This is a genomic window from Streptomyces sp. NPDC005485 (assembly GCF_040606085.1).
Classification (GTDB): Bacteria; Actinomycetota; Actinomycetes; order Streptomycetales; family Streptomycetaceae; genus Streptomyces.
Genome location: NZ_JBEXDZ010000005.1, coordinates 16,348 through 34,535, shown reverse-complemented (window position 1 = coordinate 34,535; position 18,188 = coordinate 16,348). Strand labels below are relative to the sequence as shown.

Sequence of the window (18,188 nt, the reverse complement as noted above, 5' to 3'; positions counted from 1 at the left end):
GCTGGTGTGACGCTGCGTCAGTCGTTGACGCAGGTGTTGCCGAACGCGGGGTTCAGCAGCGCGATGACGTTGACCGAGTTGCCGCACACGTTGACGGGCACGTGCACGGGAACCTGGATCACGTTGCCCGAGAGGACACCGGGGGAACCGACCGCGGCACCGTGGGCGTCCGCGTCCGCGAAGGCCGGGGCGGCCATGCCCAGGGCCATGATCGCGCCGGCGACGAGAGCAGCGCTCTTCTTGTGCTTCACGTACTTTCCCTTCTCTGCGGTCATGCCCCTTTGACGGCCGAAACCGAGCGAGCACAGCATGAACGGCTCGCACCATGACCTGCAGCCTGTAAACGAGGGATAGACCTCGGAGGAAACTAAAGAACGTGAGTCGCTTGGGAATTCACTCGAATCGCCCTGCACAAATACACCAGGGGAGCCTCACGCGCGCAGAAACGCTTCTCTAAAAGCGTCGCACAACGGAGGGGAGCAAGGGGGAAATCACGAAAGGGCCCGAGCGGCCCGCGCGCATGCGCGACGGGCGGCCCGAGCCCCTTCGTGACGGCAGATCAACTGGCGGGAGATCAGCCGGCGAAAGGTCAGCTGCCCTTGGCGCCGTTGCCGGAGAGCACCGGGATGTTGTCCAGGATGTGCGAGAGCGGCTCGTCGCCCTTGGCCTGGGTGGAGTTCTCCGCGCACTGCTGGTTCTGCGGGGCCGACAGGACCGGGACGTCCTGCAGCACGGTGACCGGCACCAGAATGCCCACGACCGAACCCACGTTGACCTTGGCCGGAAGGCCGACGCAGAGCTTGTTGAGCGAACCCTGGGCGAGCGAGAGCTGGGGGCTCATGAGGCCCTCGGTCTTGGCGTTGCCGTACGACTGCACGGCGCCGTTGCCGTTGGTGGTGGTGACGCCGTTGTCGTTGCCGATCGCCAGCGCCTGGGGCGCGGCGGCCGCCGAGACACCGACGACGGAAGCCGCGACCGCCACAGCGGCCATTGACTTCTTGAGCATTTTCTCCGGTCCTTTCCTGGCTGGAGACCCATGTTCCTGCTCCCCCTCAACCGGAGCCCGCGGAAATGGTTGCGCGATGTCACCCGGACGGCTCGTTCGACGTATCCGGATTCACGGGAGAATCTCGCGCGCGTACGCCACTCAACGGACCCTTCAATGGGGCCATTGGAGTGAATGAGAGCAACCACCGGGCCCTGACGGAGTTGTCCAGAGCGCTCCGGTGGACGGGGTTACTCCAGAAGGGACCATGCAAGTGATCAAGAAGGTTATGGCTGCTGCGGCTGTCGCCGCTTCCGTCGTCGGAGCCTCGGCTGCCGCCGCGCCCCAGGCGCTGGCGATCGGCAACGACGGTGGCGTCACCACCACGAACGGCAACGGGTCCGAGCAGGTCTACGGCAACCAGGCCACGTACGGAAAGATGAGCCCGCAGATGGCGCTCATCCAGGGCTCGCTGAACAAGCCCTGCATCGGTCTGCCGGTCAAGGGCAACATCGGCTCGGTCGTCGGCCTGGTTCCGATCACCGTCGCCCAGGACGTGCCGATCCTCTCGGCCCCGCAGAACCAGCAGTGTGTCGAGAACTCCACCCAGGCCAAGGGCGACGAGCCGCTCTCGCACATCCTGGACAACATCCCGGTGCTCTCCGGCAACGGCGCCAAGAACAGCTGATCTCCTCGGCAGCACGTGCAGCGGGCCGCCGGTCCTCCGGTGGCCCGCTGTCGCTGTCGACGACGCGTCGTCGGTGACGCGTCATCACTCCGGTCCCGGAGTAACCCTGTGGGCCGATCGGGGCACACCCCGCATCCACGCCACTCACCACGTTGTTGATCACTGTGCGGCTCCGCAACGGAGTCCGCTCTCCGAAGGGAACGAACATGAAGAAGCTGTGGGCGACCGCGGCCGTTGCCGCCTCCGTCGCCGGTATCGCCGGTGCCGCCGCGCCCCAGGCGATGGCCATCGGCAACGATGACGGTGTCACCACCACGAACGGCAACGGCGCCGTTCAGAAGTACGGCAACCAGGCCACGCACGGCGACATGAGCCCCCAGCTCTCGCTCGTCCAGGGCACCCTGAACAAGCCCTGTGTCGGCCTGCCGGCCAAGCTCAACGTCGGTTCGGTCGTCGGCCTGGTTCCGATCACCGTCCTGCAGGACGTGCCGATCCTCTCGGCCCCGCAGAATCAGCAGTGCACCGAGAACTCCACCCAGGCCAAGGGCGACGAGCCGCTCTCGCACATCCTGGACAACATCCCGGTCCTGTCGGGCAACGGCGCCAAGGACAGCTGACCCTCTCGGCACCCCGCACAGCGGGCCGCTCCTCGGAGCGGCCCGCTGTCGCCATGTCCGGACCCGGGTCGCCTCTCAGGTCCTGTAGAGCGCCTCGATCTCCTCCGCGTACGCCGCCGTCACCGCGTGCCGCTTGACCTTGAGGGACGGGGTGAGCAGGCCGTTGTCCTCGGTGAACTCGCCCGGCACCAGCCGGAAGGCGCGGATCGACTCGGCGCGCGAGACCGCCTCGTTCGCGTGGTCGACGGCCCGCTGGACGTCGGCGCACATCGCCGGGTCCTCGGCGAGTGCGGACAGCGGGGTGTCCGCGGGAAGTTTCCGTACGGCGAGCCAGTGGGCGACGGTCTCGGGGTCCAGGCTGATCAGGGCGGCGACGAACGGGCGGTTGTCGCCGACGACGAGGCACTGGCCGACGGGGGCGCGGCCGCGCAGCCGGTCCTCCAGGACGGCGGGTGAGACGTTCTTGCCTCCGGAGGTGACGATGATGTCCTTCTTGCGGCCGGTGATGGTGAGGTAGCCGTCCTCGTCGAGGGCGCCGAGGTCGCCGGTGGCGAACCACTCGTCCTTCAGCACGGCATCGGTCGCGGCCGCGTTGTTCCAGTACGCGCCGAAGACGATGCCGCCCTTGACGAGGACCTCGCCGTCGTCGGCGATGCGGACCGCGGTGCCGGGGACGGGCAGGCCGACCGTGCCGGGGCGGGGGTCGAGGGGCGGGATGACGGTGGCCGCCGCGGTGGTCTCCGTCAGGCCGTAGCCCTCGTAGACGATGATTCCGGCGGCGGCGAAGAAGAGGTTGAGGTCGCGGTCGAGCGGGGAGCCGCCGCTGATGGCGTAGCGCGTGCGGCCGCCGAGCTCCTTGCGGATGCGGCGGTAGACCAGCAGGTCGTACAGCGCCCAGGCCGCGTACAGCCGAGGTCCCGGTCCCCTGCCGCGGCCGAGAACCCGGTCGAGGTACGCCGCGCCGAAGCGGACGCCGATGCGGTGCGCGCGGTCGAAGGAGGCGGCGCGGCCCATCCTCTCGGCGGTGGCGCGGCCGGCGGCGTGGATCTTCTCGAAGAGGTACGGCACCCCGATGAGGAAGGTGGGGCGGAACTCCCGCAGGGCGGGCCGGAGTTCGTCGGGTTTGAGGCTCGGGCAGTGGCCCAGCTCGATGCGGGCCATCAGACAGGCGATCTGCAGGCTGCGGCCCATGATGTGGGCGAGCGGGAGGAACAGGAGGGTCGAGGCGGGCTGGTCGGTGACCTCCATGAGGAGGGGGTGGAGCAGCTCGACCGTGTTGGCGGCCTGGGCGTGCAGGTTGGCGTGGGTGAGGACGCAGCCCTTGGGCCGGCCGGTGGTGCCGGAGGTGTAGCAGATCGTGGCGATGGTGTCGGGGGTCAGGGCCGTACGGCGCTTGGTGACCTCCTCGTCGGGGAGGTCCCGGCCCAGGGCGGTGAGTTCGGGCAGGGCGCCGGCGTCCAGGACGTACAGGCTCGGGGGTTCGGGGTGGCCGGCCGTGCCGGCCTTGACGGTGTCCGCGTTCTCGGCGGTCTCGGCGATGACGAGGCGGGCGCCGGAGTCCCGGACGATCCACTCCACCTGCTGGGCGGACGAGGTGGCGTAGACGGGGACGCTCTGGCCGCCGGCCGCCCAGATCGCGAGGTCGAGAACCGTCCACTCGTAGCGCGTGCGGGACATCACGGCGACCCGGCCGCCCGGTTCGAGGCCGGCGGCCATCAACCCCTTGGCCGCGGCGGTGACTTCGCGGGCGAAGTCCACCGCGGTCACCGGGCGCCAGGCGCCGTTCTCGTTGCGGCGCAGGACGACGGTGTCCGGGGCCTCGGCCGCGTTGGTGAAGGGGAGGTCGGCGATGCTGCCGGTGGTGGCCTTCGGCACCAGGGGGGCGGTGCGCGCCTCGCGGACCGTGCCGGTGTCGTCCCTGATCAGTTCGGTGCTGCCGCGGGCCGCCAGGTCGGCGCGCCGCCGTGCCCGTCGCAGATCCTTGTGTACGCCCATGACGACTCCCGGTGCTGACTCAAAGTGTCCGCGTGCTGACGTGTCGGCGCGTGCAGGTGCCGGGGCGTCAACTTACTCGCGCGTAGGGTGGGGTCAATGGGGCCTGCGCGAACTGGTCCCGGGGCCGCGGGTGTTCGGCCCTCAGTCCCTGGACCGGGCGGCCGTTTCGACGGCGTCCGCCAGCTCGCGCACCGCTTTGTCCTCCGTCGTACCGGCCAGCGTGTCGGCGTGGTCGGCGAGTCGGGAGAGGGAGGGGCGGTCCGGGAGCTGTGTCCAGCGCTCGTCGCCCGAGCGGAGGGCGTCGGCGAAGTACCCGGCCACGGCGGCCACTTGGAAGCGGGCGGGCGCGGACCACACGTCGTCGCCGAGGGCGCCGGTCTCCAGCCGGCCCGACTTCTCGTGCGGGGCGCGGGTGTCGGGGTCCAGCCAGCGGACGCTCGCGGTGGCCAGGTGACCGGAGGAGCCCGGCCTGGTGCGGACCGCGTACAGCGCGGTGACCGTGTGGCCGGGGCCGACCTCGCCGCCGTCGACGCGGTCGTTGCGGAAGTCCTCGTCGGCGACCTTGCGGTTGTCGTAGCCGATGAGCCGGAACTCCCTGACCGTCTCCGGGTCGAAGGCGACCTGCGCCTTGGCGTCGCGGGCCGTCAGGTCGATGTTCTGCGGGAGCTGGTCGCAGAAGACCGTGCGGGCCTCGTCCTTCGTCGCGACGTACGCCGTGTGGCCGTCGCCCTTGTCGGCGAGGCGCTCCATGAGCGCGTCGCCGTAGTCGCTGCCGACGCCGACGCCGAACAGGGTGATGCCGTGCTCACGACGGGCGCCCGAGATGCGTTCGAGGATCGAGTCCGCGTCGGTGTCGCCGGTGTTGGCGAGCGCGTCCGAGATCAGGACGACCCGGTTGGTGGCCCCCTTGCGCAGACCCTCGACGGCGGTGTCGTACCCGGTGCTCACGCCCGCGCCGAGGTTGGTCGACGAGCGGGACTCCAGGCTGTCGACGGCGTCGTGGACGCGGCCGCGGTGACCGCCGAGGCGGGTCATCGGCAGGACGGTCTCGGCCTCGTCGCTGAAGGTGACCAGGGCGACCGAGTCGTCGTCGCGCAGCCGGTCCGTCATCACGTCGAGGGAGTCCTTGGCCAGGTCGAGGCGGCCCGGTTCGTCCATGGAACCGGAGATGTCGATGACGAAGGTGAGAGCGGCGGGCGGGCGTTCGCGGTCGCCCGCGGCCGCTCGGGTCGCGAGGCCGACCCGGACGAGCGACCAGCCCTCGTCGTCCGTTCGGGCGCCGTCGACCGTGACCGAGAAGCCGTTGCCGTCCGGGCGCTCGTAGTCCTGCCGGAAGCTGTTGACGAACTCCTCGGGCCGGATGGTCGACGGGTCGGGCATCCGGCCGTCGGCGAGGGTGCGGCGGGCGTAGCCGTAGGAGGCGGTGTCCACGTCGAGGGCGAAGGTGGAGAGGTAGTCGGGGGACGCGGACGGGGCGATGTCCCGGTTCTCGTCCCCCTTCTGCTCGCCGTCGTGGTCGCTGTTCCGCTCGCCCTGGCCGGCACCCGTGGGCTGGGCGGGGGCGGGCAGCCCACCGGTCGAGCCGCCGGTCCTGCTCGCGCCGTTCGACGTGCCGTCGTGGTCGCCCGCGCCGCAGCCGGTGAGCAGCAGGCCGCCCGTGACGGTGAGCGCGAGCAGCGCGCCCCGCAGTCGCCGTATGTGATCCGTCCCCATCCGTGCCCCCTCGGTGAGTCACCTGTCAGCCGGTGTCCAGTGATGTCTGGGGTTCGACATCTGTGACTGTGACGTCCGAGGGGGCCCGGATGTGCGGTACGGGGTGTTGCGGATGGATCTCGAAGCGGCCACGGTGAAGGGCCGCCGATACCGGTAGGTGATCCTCCGGAGACCTACGACACGATGTCCTTGTGCCGGAAACCGCGGAAGGCCAGGGCGAACAGCACGAGCGCGTACGTTATCGAAATCGCGGTGCCCTGGATCATGCCTCCCCACTCCGGAGTGGGCTGGACGGCGTCGGCCCAGGCGAACTGCCAGTGCGCGGGCAGGAAGTCGCGCCAGTCGCCGAGCGCGGTCACGGCGTCCAGGACGTTTCCCACGATCGTCAGCCCGACCGCTCCGCCCACCGCACCGAGCGGCGCGTCGGTCTTGGTCGACAGCCAGAACGCGAGCCCCGCGGTGACCAGTTGGGACACGAAGACGTACGCCACCACCACCAGCAGGCGCTGGGCGGCGGTGCCCGCGGAGAGCGCGCCGCCGGTGGGGATCTCCAGCGGCCCCCAGCCGTAGGCCGCCGTGCCGACCACCAGCGCGACGACCGGCAGCAGCACCATCGCGGCGAGGCTGAGGCCGAGCGCGACGGTCAGCTTGGACCACAGCAGACGCGCCCTCGGTACGGGGGCGGCCAGCAGATAGCGCAGTGAGGACCAGCTCGCCTCGGAGGCGATCGTGTCCCCGCAGAACAGCGCGACGGGGATCACCAGGAGGAAGCCCGCGGAGACGAACAGGTTCACCGCGGCGAAGTTCGCGCCGGACGCGGTGGCCGTGTCCATCAGCGTCACCTGGCCGTTGCGCGCGCCCGGTTCGCCGCCCACCGCGAACGCGATGACCAGCACGAAGGGCAGCACAGCGAGGACGGCGCCCATGACGAGGGTGCGGCGGCGCTTCAACTGCCGTACGAGTTCGACGCGCAGCGGCAGTGTGCGCCGCGCCCGGTAGCCGGAGGCCACTTCGGTGTGCTCGGCGAGCGTGCTCATGCGGAGCCTCCGATCAGGGTGAGGAAGGCGTCTTCGAGGCGGCGGTGGGGGCCGACCGACTCCACCGGCACTTCGAGCCGGACGAGCTCCACGACCAGGCGCTGTGCGCTTCCGCCGGGGTCGAGACGGACCAGGATGCCGCCGTCCGCGAGGGCGGCCGAGGCCACGCCCGGCAGGGCGCCGACCTTGTCGGCCACCACCTCCTCGACGGGCAGTGCGGTGCCGACGAGCAGGGTGTCGCCGGAGCCGATGATCTCGGCGACGGGGCCCGCCTGGACGAGGCGGCCGCGGTCCATGACCACCAGGTGCGTGCAGGACTGCTCGACCTCGGCGAGGAGGTGGCTGGAGACGATGACCGTGCGGCCGACCGCCGCGTAACGGATCATCACCTCGCGCATCTCGCGGATCTGCGGCGGGTCGAGGCCGTTGGTCGGCTCGTCGAGGATCAGCAGGTCCGGCAGGCCCAGCATCGCCTGGGCGATGGCCAGGCGCTGGCGCATGCCCTGGGAGTACGTGCGCACCGCTCGGGCCAGTGCGTCGCCGAGGCCCGCGATCTCCAGGGCCTCCTCCAGGTGGGCGTCCTCGGGCGGGCGGCCGGTGGCCTGCCAGTACAGCTCCAGGTTCTCGCGCCCGGTCAGGTGCGGGAGGAAGCCCGCGCCCTCCACGAAGGCGCCGACCCTGGACAGTACGGGTGCGCCGGGGCGGATCGCGTGGCCGAAGACGCGGATCTCGCCGCCGTCCGGCTTGATCAGGCCCATCAGCATGCGCAGTGTCGTGGTCTTGCCCGCGCCGTTGGGGCCCAGCAGACCCAGGACCTGGCCCTTCTCCACGCGGAACGCGAGCTCACGCACCGCGTACCGGTCCGCCGACTTCGCGTACCGCTTGCTCAGGTCGGTTATCTGCAGCGGGACTTCGGCCAGTCCGGGATCGGGCGCCGGGGTCGTCGTACGGCGGCGGCCCGTCAGCAGGAGCGCCAGGGCGAGGACGGCTCCGGCCAGCGGCAGCCACCAGACCCAGGCGGGCAGCGGGGCGGCGGCGGTCGTCACGCCGGGGGCGGTCGGGACGTGCAGGTCGCCCTTGAGGGTGACGGTGTACGTCGCCGGGGCCGCCGGTGAGGCGTAGCCGAGGTCGGTGGAGGCGAGGACCAGGCGGAGCCGGTGGCCCTTCCGCACCTCGTGGTCGACGGCGGGGAGGGTGAACGTGACGTCCTTGCCGGCCTTCGCGTTCTCGACGCGGAGCGGGGCGACCAGTTGGGAGGGCAGCACCTGCTGGGTGCCGCCGGGGCCGACGTCGTACACCTTCCCGAAGAGGACCGCGTCGTCGGTGGTCGACTTCACGTGCACCGTCGCCGTGGGCGAGCCGGTGATGCGCAGGTCGCGCGTCAGCGTCGCCGAGTCGAACTTCGCGAACTGACCCGGGAAGTCCAGGGAGACGCCCACGCCGAGCGCCGAGAGCTGGGAGAGGCCGCCGGTGCCGCCGAGGCCCGGCAGCGCGGAGATCGCGGGCGGGCTCGCCCCGGCCGGGTTGTCGAAACTCTGCTCGCCGCCGCTCAGCGCGACCGCCTGCTCTCCGCTCGACAGTCCGGGGTAGGCGTCGCCGCTCGCGCCCCGCAGCCGGGCGGCGCCGTCGGTGGAGTCGATGCCGCCGGTGCGGGTGACGCGGAAGGCGGGGCCGGTGTCGACGTTCGGCTCGTCCTTCAGGTAGCGGTCGAACCAGGAGCCGACGCGGGCCTGGACGCGGTCCGCCTCCCGGTCACCGCCGTCGTGCCCGCCGGAGATCCAGTCGACGTCCACGGGTGCGCCGTTGGCGCTGATCGCCTTGGCCATGGCGTCGGCCTGGCCGAGCGGGAAGAGGGAGTCGGACTGGCCCTGCACGATCAGTGTGGGCACCTTGATGCGGCCGGCGACGGCGGAGGGGCTGCGCTCCTCAAGGAGTTTCTCGGCCGCCGCGTCGGGCTTCCCGGACTCGGCGACCCGGTTGTACATGGCGCACAGCCGGTCCTCGAACCGGTCGCAGCCGCCGCCGGAGTTGATGAAGATCCCGGCCCAGAGCTTCTTGAAGACGCCGCTCGGGAACAGGGCCTCCGACAGGTTCCAGTACGTGATCGAGGGGGCGATCGCGTCGACCCGCTTGTCGTACCCGGCGGCCAGCAGGGAGATCGCCCCGCCGTACGAGGCGCCGGTGACGCCCACGCGCGGGTCGCCGGCCTTGTCGAGGCGGACCTCCGGGCGCTTCGCCAGCCAGTCGATCAGCTTCGAGACGTCGGCGACCTCGCCCTTCGGGTCGTTCAGCCCGATCTTCCCGGTGGACCTGCCGAAGCCGCGGGCCGACCAGGTCAGCACCGCGTACCCGTCGCGGGCGAGTTTCTCCGCCTCGCCCTTCACGTCGTCCTTGCTGCCGCCGAAGCCGTGCCCGAGGAGCACGGCGGGGCGGCGGCCGGAGCCCTCGGTGAAGTACGACGTGTCGATCCGCACCCCGTCGCCCAGGGCCATCACACGGTCGGCGCGGTGCACGGGCGGGGCGTCGTCCGAGGCGACGGCCGTCCACGTGCCCACGCCGGCGAGCACGACGACGGCGGCCGCGGCGGCGATCCAGCGCCGCGGCCCCCGCAGTGCGGGCCCGCGCAGTCGGGGCAGTCGAAGATCCATGTGTCAACGGTACGGGCCGCCGCCGACAACCGATGCAGCCACCGGTCTGAACCCCTCGCCCTCCTGCGGGAGTACGGGACTCTCCCCGCATACCGCGGCCGTGGTACGAACACCGCATGGAGATTCGCCGCGCCACCACCGTCGACGAACTGTCCGCCGCCGAGCACCTCTTCGACAACCCGGTGCGCCCCGAGTGGGCCGGGCGTTTCCTGACCACCGCCGGGCACCATCTCTTCCTCGCCTACGAGCAGGACGCTCCCGTCGGCTTCGTCAGCGGTGTCGAGACGGTCCACCCCGACAAGGGCACGGAGATGTTCCTCTACGAGCTGGCGGTCGCCGAACCGTTCCGGCGGCGCGGCACCGGCCGGGCCCTGATCCGTACGCTCGCCGCCCTCGCCCGCGAGCACGGCTGCTACGGGATGTGGGTCGGCGTCGACACCGGGAACGACGTCGCCCTCGCCACCTACCGCAGCGCGGGTGGCAAGGACGACGGGACGTGCACGGTGGTGACGTGGGACTTCGGGTAGTCCCGAGGACCTACGCCTGCGCGTCCTCCGGGATCGACACCAGCCAGCGGGTGTCGCGGCGCGGGCGCAGGTAGAAGGCCCAGTACAGGGTGGCCACGGCGGTGATGCCGCCGGTCCACAGAAGGTACGTCGTCTCCTGCTGACTCAGGATGTACGCGAGGACGGCGATCAGCAGCACCGGCACGGTGGGCCACAGCGGCATGCGCCAGGCGGGCGTGTGGCGGTGGTGCCCGCGCCGGGCGAGCAGCGCGGCCACTGCGACGAGCAGGTACATCGCCGTCACCGAGACGCCCGTGACGCCGTACAGGGTGTCCAGGTTGACGAAGCAGAGGGCGGCGCCGGGGACGCCGACCAGGAGGGTGGCGACCCAGGGGGAGCCGAAGCGGCCGAGGCGGGACAGGCCCTGGTTGACGGGCTCGGGCCAGGCCTTGTCGCGGGCCGAGGCGAACAGGACGCGGGAGTTCTGGATGACCATGACGATGCCCGCGTTGATGATCGCGAGGGCCACGCAGAGGCTGACGAAGGTGCCGACGGCGGAGTTCGACCAGGCGGTGACCATGGCGCTGATGTCGCCGCCGGTCAGGGTCGAAAGGTCGGAGGCGCCCATGGTGATCGCGACGACCGGGACCAGGATGATCACGGAGGAGATGGCGAGGGTGGCCAGCACCGTACGGGCGACGTTGCGGCGCGGGTTCTCCAGCTCCTCGGAGAGGTAGACGGCGGTCGAGAAGCCCTGGGTGACGAAGAGGGCGATGGCGAGGCCGGAGACGATCAGCATGGCCGTGACGGTGTCCGTGTGGCCCCCGGAACCCGCGACCTGCATGGAGACCAGGCTGCCTGCCCCACGCTGGCTGTGGGCGAAGCCCAGGACCGCGACGACGGCGGCGGCGATGACTTCGAGGACCAGGAAGACACCGGTGATCCAGGCGTTGGCGCGCAGGTCGAGCAGTCCGGCGAGGGTGGCGAGGATCATCACGCCGGCGCCTGCCATGGACGCGTTGAGGTGCACGATCGGTGCCAGGTAGTCGGCGGTGCCCATGGCGATCACCGGCGGCACGATCATGACGACCAGCAGGGAGAGCACGAAGACCAGCCAGCCCGCGAGCCGTCCGGCCAGCGTGGAGACCATGGCGTACTCGCCGCCCGCGCTGGGGATGAGGGTGCCCAGCTCCGAGTAGCAGAACGCCACGGCGATACAGAGCAGCGAGCCGATCGCGATGGTGAGGGCCGTCGCGGTGCCGAGCGAGCCGAAGAGGTCGGGGACGACCACGAAGAGCGTGGAGGCGGGGGTCACGCACGAGAGCGTGAGGAGGGTGCCGCCGACGATGCCTATGGAGCGCTTGAGCTTCTGGGGATTCCCGGTGGCCGCGGGGGCGGCCTGCGGGGCGGCGGTCTCGACAGGGCGGAGCGTGTCCGTCATGAAGCGGTTCCGATCGACTCGTGCGTCAGGAGATTCGGGCGGGAGCGTTATCGCCTCCGGCGGCTCGTGTCGTACGTCATCTGTCCGCTCCCGGTTGCCGAATAGAACCTCGACGAAAACCGTCACGTCAATGGGTGTTTACCTACGGAATCCGTTGACGACACGCCCCTCGACTGTCGTACAGAGCGCAACTGGTCAGTCCGAGCGGTTCCTTCCGTCCCTACGGGAACCGCAGCGGGCGGGCGCAAAAAAAGCGGCCGTCCGCATGGCGGACGGCCGCTCGGGCCCGGCGGGTGACGCTCAGTGGTTGCGCGGGAAGCCCAGGTCGACGCCCGTCGGGGCCTCGGACGGGTCGGGCCAGCGGGTGGTGACGACCTTGCCGCGGGTGTAGAAGTGCGTGCCGTCGTTGCCGTAGATGTGGTGGTCGCCGAACAACGAGTCCTTCCAGCCGCCGAAGGAGTGGTAGCCGACGGGGACCGGGATCGGCACGTTCACGCCAACCATGCCCGCCTCGATCTCCAGCTGGAAGCGGCGGGCGGCGCCGCCGTCGCGGGTGAAGATCGCGGTGCCGTTGCCGAACGGCGAGTTGTTGATGAGGGCGACACCCTCCTCGTACGTCTCGACGCGCAGCACGCACAGCACCGGGCCGAAGATCTCGTCCTGGTAGGCGTCCGAGGTGACCGGCACGCGGTCCAGGAGCGAGAGGCCGATCCAGTGGCCGTCCTCGTGACCCTCGACCGTGTAGCCGGTGCCGTCGAGGACGACCTCGGAGCCCTGCGCCGCGGCGCCCGTCACGTACGAGGCGACCTTGTCGCGGTGGGCGGCGGTGATCAGCGGGCCCATCTCGGAGGCCGGGTCGTTGCCGGGACCGATCTTGATCTTCTCGGCGCGCTCCTTGATCTTCGCGACGAGCTCGTCGCCGATCGAGCCGACGGCGACGACGGCGGAGATCGCCATGCAGCGCTCGCCGGCCGAGCCGTACGCGGCGGACACGGCGGCGTCGGCGGCCGCGTCCAGGTCGGCGTCCGGGAGGACCAGCATGTGGTTCTTGGCGCCGCCGAGCGCCTGTACGCGTTTGTGGTTCGCGGCGGCCGTGGTGTGGATGTAGCGGGCGATCGGGGTCGAGCCGACGAAGGAGACCGCCTTGACGTCCGGGTGCTCCAGGAGGCGGTCGACGGCGACCTTGTCCCCGTGCACGACGTTGAAGACGCCGTCGGGCAGACCGGCCTCCGCGAGCAGCTCGGCGACCTTCATGGCGGCCGAGGGGTCCTTCTCGGAGGGCTTCAGCACGAAGGTGTTGCCGCACGCGATGGCGATCGGGAACATCCACATCGGCACCATGGCCGGGAAGTTGAACGGCGTGATGCCCGCGACGACGCCGAGCGACTGGCGGATCGAGGACACGTCGACCCGGGAGGCCACCTCGGTCGACAGCTCGCCCTTCAGCTGCACGGTGATGCCGCACGCCAGGTCGACGATCTCCAGACCGCGGGCGACCTCGCCGAGCGCGTCCGAGTGCACCTTGCCGTGCTCGGCGGTGATCAGCTCGGCGATCGCGTCACGGTTCGCGTCGAGCAGCGCGCGGAACTTGAAGAGGATCGTGGTCCGCTTGGCCAGCGACGAGGTGCCCCACGTCGCGTACGCGTCCTTCGCCGCGGCGACCGCGGCGTCCACCTCGTCGACGCTCGCGAAGGCGACCTTCGTGGTCACCGCGCCGGTCGCCGGGTCGGTGACCGGCCCGTACGTACCCGACGCGCCCTCGACGGTCTTCCCGCCGATCCAGTGGTTGACGATCTTCGTCATGCCGAAAACTCCCTCACAGATGGCGGCGTCGGGTTGAGACGTGCCGGTCGTACTCCTCGCGTGCCTTGACCGCCGACGAACGGGTCGCGGTCTCGGCCACAGGTACATCCCACCAGGCCTGGGCCGGGGGCGCGCCCGACACAGTGTCTGCCGTTTCGGTCTCCACGTAGACACATGTGGGAGTGTCGGCGGCGCGTGTCTCGGCGAGGGCGGCGCGCAGGTCACGCACCGTCTTCGCGCGTAGGACACGCATGCCCAGGCTGGCCGCGTTGGCGGCGAGGTCGACGGGCAGCGGCGCCCCCGTGTATGTGCCGTCCTCGGAGCGGTAGCGGTAGGCGGTGCCGTACCGCTCGCCGCCCACGGACTCGGAGAGGCCGCCGATCGAGGCGTACCCGTGGTTCTGCAGGATCACGAGCTTGATCGCGATCCCCTCCTGCACGGCGGTGACGATCTCCGTCGGCATCATCAGATACGTGCCGTCGCCGACCAGCGCCCACACGGGACGGTCGGGCGCGGCCAGCCGTACGCCGATCGCGGCCGGGATCTCGTAGCCCATGCACGAGTAGCCGTACTCGACGTGGTACTGGTCCGCGGAGCGCGCCCGCCACAGTTTGTGCAGGTCGCCGGGGAGCGAACCGGCCGCGTTGATGAGGATGTCCTCCTCGGTGACCAGTTCGTCGAGCAGGCCGAGCACCTGGGGCTGGGTGGGGCGCAGGTCCGGGTCCTCGGCCTCGAACGCGGCGTCGACCCGGTACTCCCAGCGCTCCTTGTCCTCCGTGTACTCGGCGACGTACGAGGCCGCGACCCGGTGCTCGTGCATCCGCAGCGCCACCGTCAGCTCCGCGAGTCCGCTGCGTGCGTCCGCGATCAGGGGCTGCCCGGAGAGCTTGTGGCCGTCGTAGGGGGCGATGTTGAGGTTGAGGAAACGGACGCCCTCGCCGGTGAAGAGGGTGCCGGAGGCGGTGGTGAAGTCCGTGTACCGCGTGCCGACGCCGATCACCAGGTCGGCGGTGCGGGCCAGCTCGTCGGCGGTCGCCGTGCCGGTGTGGCCGACGGCGCCCACGTCCTGCGGGTGGTCGAAGCGCAGCGAGCCCTTGCCGGCCTGGGTGGAGGCGACGGGGATGCGGGTCGTCGCGGCGAACTCGGCGAGCGCCTCCTCGGCGCGGCTGTGGTGCACCCCGCCACCGGCGACGATCAGCGGGCGGCGGGCGGCGCGGATCGCGCTCACGGCCTCGGCGAGCTCGCTCGTGTCGGGGCCCGGGCGGCGTACGGTCCAGGTCCGCTCGGCGAAGAACTCCTCCGGCCAGTCGTACGCCTCCGCCTGGACGTCCTGCGGGAGGGCGAGCGTGACGGCGCCCGTCTCGACGGGGTCGGTGAGCACGCGCATCGCCTGGAGGGCGGCCGGGATCAGCGCCTCGGGGCGGGTGACGCGGTCGAAGTACTTCGACACCGGGCGCAGGCAGTCGTTGACCGACACATCCCCGGCGTACGGCACTTCGAGCTGCTGGAGGACCGGGTCGGCGGGGCGGGTGGCGAAGGTGTCGCCGGGCAGCAGCAGGACCGGGAGGTGGTTGATGGTGGCGAGGGCGGCGCCGGTGACCAGGTTGGTGGCGCCGGGGCCGATGGAGGTGGTGACGGCGTGGGTGGACAGGCGGCCCGACTGGCGGGCGTAGCCGACAGCCGCGTGCACCATGGCCTGTTCGTTGCGGCCCTGGTGGTAGGGCATGTCGTCGGCGTACTCGACGAGCGCCTGGCCGATCCCGGCGACGTTCCCGTGGCCGAAGATCCCCCAGGTGGCGCCGATCAGCCGCTGCCGGCTGCCGTCGCGTTCGGTGTACTGGGCGGCGAGGAAGCGCACGAGCGCCTGCGCGACCGTGAGCCTCGTCGTCGAGGTCTGCACCGTCATCGGTATCCCCCTGTGCTGTCTACGTGGTCCGGGTGGAAGCAGATCCGCCACTGCCGCTCGTCACCCGGCCCCGCCATCACGTTCAGGTAGTACATCGCATGACCGGGCTGGGCGACGGACGGGCCGTGCCAGCCGTCGGGGACGAGGACGGCGTCGCCGGTGCGGACCTCGGCGAGGACGTCGGAACCGCCCTCGTGTGAAGGAGATACGCGCTGATAGCCGAATCCGTTCGGTCCGTCGATCTCGAAGTAGTAGATCTCCTCGAGTTCCGTCTCCTCGCCGGGGCGGTTCTCGTCGTGCTTGTGCGGCGGGTAGGAGGACCAGTTGCCACCGGGGGTGATGACCTCGACGGCGATGAGCTTGTCGCAGTCGAAGGCGTCGGCGGAGGCGAAATTGCGCACCGTGCGGGCGCAGTTGCCACTGCCTCGGTCTTCGACGGGAACCTCCGGCGCGGGGCCGTAGCGGGCGGGGAGTCGGCGCTCGCACTTCGCTCCTGCCAGGGCGAAGCGGCCTCCCGCGCCGGAGGCGATCTGAACCCGGGCGTCACGGGGCACGTACGCGAAGTCGGTGACCGACGCGAACACGCTTTCCCTGCCCAGGAGTTGGAACTCTCCATCCTCTGCGCCGTCCCCTGTTCGCACGCTACAGGCACCGTTGAGCGGAAGCACGATCCACTCGCTGTCACCGGTGGTGAAGGTGTGCGTGCCGCCCGGCGCGAGCTCGACCACGCGCAGGCTGCTGTGGGTCCAGCCCGCGCGCTTGGGGTCGATGTCGACGGCGTAGTGCGGGCCGGCGGTGGCGCCCTTGGGGACGTACAGGTCGTTGGTCATGCGGCCCTCACAGCAGTCCTACGGCGGTGTCCACGGCCGCGGCCACATCGCCGTCCGCCGGGTAGAGCAGTGAGCGTCCGACCACCAGACCCTGGACGGTGGGGAGTTGGAGAGCGCCGCGCCACTTCTCGTACGCGCCGTCCTGGTCCTCCCCGACGTCGCCGCCGAGCAGCACGGCGGGCAGCGTGGACGTCTCCATGACCCGGGCCATGTCGTCCGGGTTCTCGGTGACGGGCACCTTCAGCCAGGTGTACGCCGAACTGCCGCCGAGGCCGCTCGCGATGGCGAGGGACTTGGTGACGGCCTCGGCGCGCAGGTCGTTGCGCAGGGCGCCGGTGACGGGGTCGCGGTGGCAGAGGAACGGCTCGACGAAGACGGGGAGCCGGCGCTCGGCCATCTCGTCGATCACCCGGGCGGTGGACTCCATGGTGCGCAGGGAGCCCGGGTCGTCGTAGTCGATGCGGAGCAGGAGCTTGCCCGCGTCGAAGCCGAGCCGTTGGAGGTCCCTGGGGCGGTGCCCGGTGAACCGGTCGTCCAGCTCGAAGGCGGCGCCCGCGAGTCCGCCGCGGTTCATCGACCCGATGACCACCTTGTGGTCGAGCGCGCCCAGCAGCAGCAGGTCGTCGAGGACGTCCGCGCTGGCCAGCACGCCGTCCACGCCCGGGCGGGAGAGCGCGAGGCAGAGCCGCTCCAGGAGGCCGGCCCGGTTCGCCATCGCCAGCTTCCGGTCGCCGACGGCGAGGGCGCCGCGGGCCGGGTGGTCCGCGGCGATGATCATCAGACGGCCGGTGTCGCCGAGGAGCGGCCGGCGCAGGCGGCGGGCGGCCGCCTCGGCGACGGCCTCGGGGTGGTGGGTGCGGGTGCGGACCAGGGCGGGGATGTCGACGCCGCTGAAGGAGCCGGGGGTTCGCGGGATGCCCGGGGCGCCGCCGCCGCCCGCTCCTGCGACGTGACCCGCCCTCATCGGACCGCCCCCGCCGCGAGCGCCTCCTCGACCTCCGCCGGGGTCGGCATCGCGGAGGAGCACTCCAGGCGGGACGCGACGATGGCGCCCGCGGCGTTCGCGTGCCGCATGATGCGCTCCAGGTCCCAGCCGGCCAGCAGGCCGTGGCAGAGGGAGCCGCCGAACGCGTCGCCGGCGCCGAGGCCGTTGAGGACCTCCACCGGCAGGGGCGGGACCTCGGCCGTCGTACCGTCGCGGTGCACGGCGAGGACGCCCTTCGGCCCCTGCTTGACCACCGCGAGTTCGACACCGGCGTCCAGGAGCGCGCGGGCCGCGGTGTGCGGGTCGCGCTCACCCGTGGCGATCTCCACCTCGTCCAGGTTGCCGACGGCGACCGTGGTGTGGCGCAGGGCCTCCGCGTAGAAGGGGCGGGCCGCGGCCGGGTCCTTCCAGAACATCGGGCGCCAGTCGAGGTCGAAGACCGTCGTGCCCGACTTCGCCCGGTGGGCGAGCGCCGCGAGAGTCGCAGTGCGGCTGGGCTCCTCGCTCAGGCCCGTCCCCGTCATCCAGAAGACGCGGGCCTCGCGGATCCCGTCCAGGTCCAGGTCGTGCGCGTCGATCTCCAGGTCCGGGGCCTTGGGCTGCCGGTAGAAGTACAGCGGGAAGTCGTCCGGCGGGAACACCTCGCAGAACGTGACCGGAGTGGGCAGCCCCGGGACCGGGGTCACCCAGCGGTCGTCCACGCCGAAGTCGCGCAGCGCCTCGTGGAGATACGTGCCGAAGGGGTCGTCGCCCGTCCGGGTGACCACCGCCGTGCGCCGCCCGAGCCGGGCCGCGGCCACCGCGACGTTCGTCGCCGAGCCTCCGAGGAACTTCCCGAAGGACGACACCTGCGGCAGGGGCACGCCCGTCTGCAACGGGTACAGATCCACACCGATCCGTCCCATGGTGATCAGGTCGTACGCCATCGACTTCCCTTCGCTGCCGCTGTCCCCCCATGGTCTAGTCGTCCGCGGGGAGCCCTGTCAATGTTTTGTCCAGACATTCGGACCAGAGCTTGACACCTCTCCCGGTCG

15 protein-coding genes are annotated in these 18,188 nt (G+C 71.2%); 3 read left to right on the top strand and 12 right to left on the bottom strand.

Going from position 1 to position 18,188, the window contains the following annotated elements; translation table 11 throughout:
* Positions 1 to 17: 17 nt before the first annotated feature.
* Positions 18 to 275 (bottom strand): chaplin, encoded by a 258-nt coding sequence (locus tag ABZS97_RS03480; protein WP_356133026.1) that lies wholly within the window; start codon positions 273 to 275, stop codon positions 18 to 20.
* Positions 276 to 589: 314 nt separating this feature from the next.
* On the bottom strand, positions 590 to 1,006 hold the full coding sequence (locus tag ABZS97_RS03475; RefSeq protein ID WP_356133024.1) for a rodlin: 417 nt from the start codon (positions 1,004 to 1,006) through the stop codon (positions 590 to 592).
* A gap of 253 nt (positions 1,007 to 1,259) precedes the next feature.
* On the opposite strand from ABZS97_RS03475, the gene ABZS97_RS03470 reads away from it, so the two are divergent.
* Both ABZS97_RS03470 and ABZS97_RS03465 read left to right on the top strand, forming a co-directional pair.
* A complete protein-coding gene (locus ABZS97_RS03470; RefSeq protein WP_356133022.1) occupies positions 1,260 to 1,673 on the top strand; it encodes a rodlin in 414 nt (137 codons plus the stop codon).
* Positions 1,674 to 1,879: 206 nt separating this feature from the next.
* Positions 1,880 to 2,290: a rodlin gene (locus ABZS97_RS03465; protein WP_356133020.1), complete on the top strand. Its 411-nt coding sequence runs from the start codon at positions 1,880 to 1,882 to the stop codon at positions 2,288 to 2,290.
* Positions 2,291 to 2,365: 75 nt separating this feature from the next.
* On the opposite strand, the gene ABZS97_RS03460 is transcribed toward ABZS97_RS03465, so the two are convergent.
* The 4 genes from ABZS97_RS03460 to ABZS97_RS03445 form a co-directional block, all read right to left on the bottom strand.
* Positions 2,366 to 4,285 (bottom strand): AMP-dependent synthetase/ligase, encoded by a 1,920-nt coding sequence (locus ABZS97_RS03460; protein WP_356133018.1) that lies wholly within the window; start codon positions 4,283 to 4,285, stop codon positions 2,366 to 2,368.
* Between the two features lie 141 nt (positions 4,286 to 4,426).
* Positions 4,427 to 5,998, bottom strand: coding sequence for a von Willebrand factor type A domain-containing protein (locus ABZS97_RS03455; RefSeq protein ID WP_356133017.1), 1,572 nt, complete (start codon positions 5,996 to 5,998; stop codon positions 4,427 to 4,429).
* A gap of 173 nt (positions 5,999 to 6,171) precedes the next feature.
* Positions 6,172 to 7,035 carry an ABC transporter permease gene (locus tag ABZS97_RS03450; protein WP_356133016.1) on the bottom strand — a complete coding sequence of 288 codons (864 nt, stop codon included), beginning with the start codon at positions 7,033 to 7,035 and terminating at the stop codon, positions 6,172 to 6,174.
* Positions 7,032 to 9,683: an alpha/beta fold hydrolase gene (locus tag ABZS97_RS03445; RefSeq protein WP_356133015.1), complete on the bottom strand. Its 2,652-nt coding sequence runs from the start codon at positions 9,681 to 9,683 to the stop codon at positions 7,032 to 7,034. Before ABZS97_RS03445 ends, ABZS97_RS03450 begins: the two co-directional genes overlap by 4 nt.
* A 116-nt stretch (positions 9,684 to 9,799) precedes the next feature.
* Here ABZS97_RS03445 and ABZS97_RS03440 point away from each other — a divergent pair, with 116 nt between their 5' ends.
* Complete coding sequence (locus ABZS97_RS03440) at positions 9,800 to 10,210, top strand: GNAT family N-acetyltransferase (RefSeq protein WP_356133013.1); 411 nt, start codon at positions 9,800 to 9,802, stop codon at positions 10,208 to 10,210.
* 10 nt (positions 10,211 to 10,220) lie between these two features.
* Here the strand turns inward: ABZS97_RS03440 and ABZS97_RS03435 are convergent, their stop codons facing one another.
* From ABZS97_RS03435 to iolC, 6 genes are all read right to left on the bottom strand, one after another.
* Positions 10,221 to 11,630, bottom strand: a complete 1,410-nt coding sequence (locus ABZS97_RS03435) for an APC family permease (RefSeq protein WP_356133011.1) — start codon at positions 11,628 to 11,630, stop codon at positions 10,221 to 10,223.
* Between the two features lie 300 nt (positions 11,631 to 11,930).
* A complete protein-coding gene (mmsA, locus tag ABZS97_RS03430) occupies positions 11,931 to 13,433 on the bottom strand; it encodes a CoA-acylating methylmalonate-semialdehyde dehydrogenase (protein ID WP_356133009.1) in 1,503 nt (500 codons plus the stop codon).
* A gap of 13 nt (positions 13,434 to 13,446) precedes the next feature.
* Positions 13,447 to 15,339 (bottom strand): 3D-(3,5/4)-trihydroxycyclohexane-1,2-dione acylhydrolase (decyclizing), encoded by a 1,893-nt coding sequence (gene iolD, locus ABZS97_RS03425; protein ID WP_356133007.1) that lies wholly within the window; start codon positions 15,337 to 15,339, stop codon positions 13,447 to 13,449.
* Positions 15,336 to 16,169, bottom strand: a complete 834-nt coding sequence (gene iolB, locus ABZS97_RS03420; protein ID WP_356133005.1) for a 5-deoxy-glucuronate isomerase — start codon at positions 16,167 to 16,169, stop codon at positions 15,336 to 15,338. The genes iolD and iolB overlap by 4 nt, the downstream gene beginning before the upstream one ends.
* Positions 16,170 to 16,176: 7 nt before the next feature.
* Positions 16,177 to 17,133 carry a deoxyribose-phosphate aldolase gene (locus tag ABZS97_RS03415; protein WP_356133003.1) on the bottom strand — a complete coding sequence of 319 codons (957 nt, stop codon included), beginning with the start codon at positions 17,131 to 17,133 and terminating at the stop codon, positions 16,177 to 16,179.
* Complete coding sequence (iolC, locus tag ABZS97_RS03410) at positions 17,130 to 18,080, bottom strand: 5-dehydro-2-deoxygluconokinase (RefSeq protein WP_356133001.1); 951 nt, start codon at positions 18,078 to 18,080, stop codon at positions 17,130 to 17,132. Before iolC ends, ABZS97_RS03415 begins: the two co-directional genes overlap by 4 nt.
* Between the last annotated feature and the right edge of the window lie 108 nt (positions 18,081 to 18,188).